Below are 399 nucleotides of genomic sequence, written 5' to 3'. Positions count from 1 at the left end.
TCAGGCCGTTGCGTCAGCAGTGTCGCTGGGGAGGCGCTTCATGACATTCCGGCATCCCTGGAGCCAGCGCCTGCTGGCTGCGCTGTCTGATGACCTGACGGTAAGCGCGGTGAGCGCAGACGATCCGCTGTGGGAAAAAACAGAGACCGAACTGGTGAAACTGGGTTCGCTTGCTCACAGTGAGGTGAGTCTGGATGCTGTGGCGCTTGACTGCCTGACGCTGCTGGAAACCCGTACCAAGGATATGCGCGTACTGGTGCAACTGGTGCGCTGTCTGCAGCATCCTGCAACCACCGCGTCGTGGTCTGCAGCACTGGTGCTGATGGATGACTGGCTGTCCGCCTGGTGGACGCGCGCATGGCCGGCCAGCCCGGCACAAAAGCAGCGCCTGATGGTCCA

General features: G+C 62.2%; 1 protein-coding gene. It reads left to right on the top strand.

Annotation, left to right across the window (positions count from 1 at the left end):
* Positions 1-40 precede the first annotated feature (40 nt).
* Positions 41-399, top strand: a 359-nt coding sequence (locus ADK28_RS17220; protein ID WP_048796237.1) for a type VI secretion system ImpA family N-terminal domain-containing protein, incomplete at its 3' end; no start/stop codon positions are given.

The sequence above is a fragment of the Serratia sp. 506_PEND genome (genome assembly GCF_001076875.1).
GTDB classification, from domain to species: domain Bacteria; phylum Pseudomonadota; class Gammaproteobacteria; order Enterobacterales; family Enterobacteriaceae; genus Serratia; species Serratia marcescens.
The sequence above is the reverse complement of the archived record's forward strand: the minus strand, read 5'-3'. Positions and strand labels throughout refer to the sequence as shown.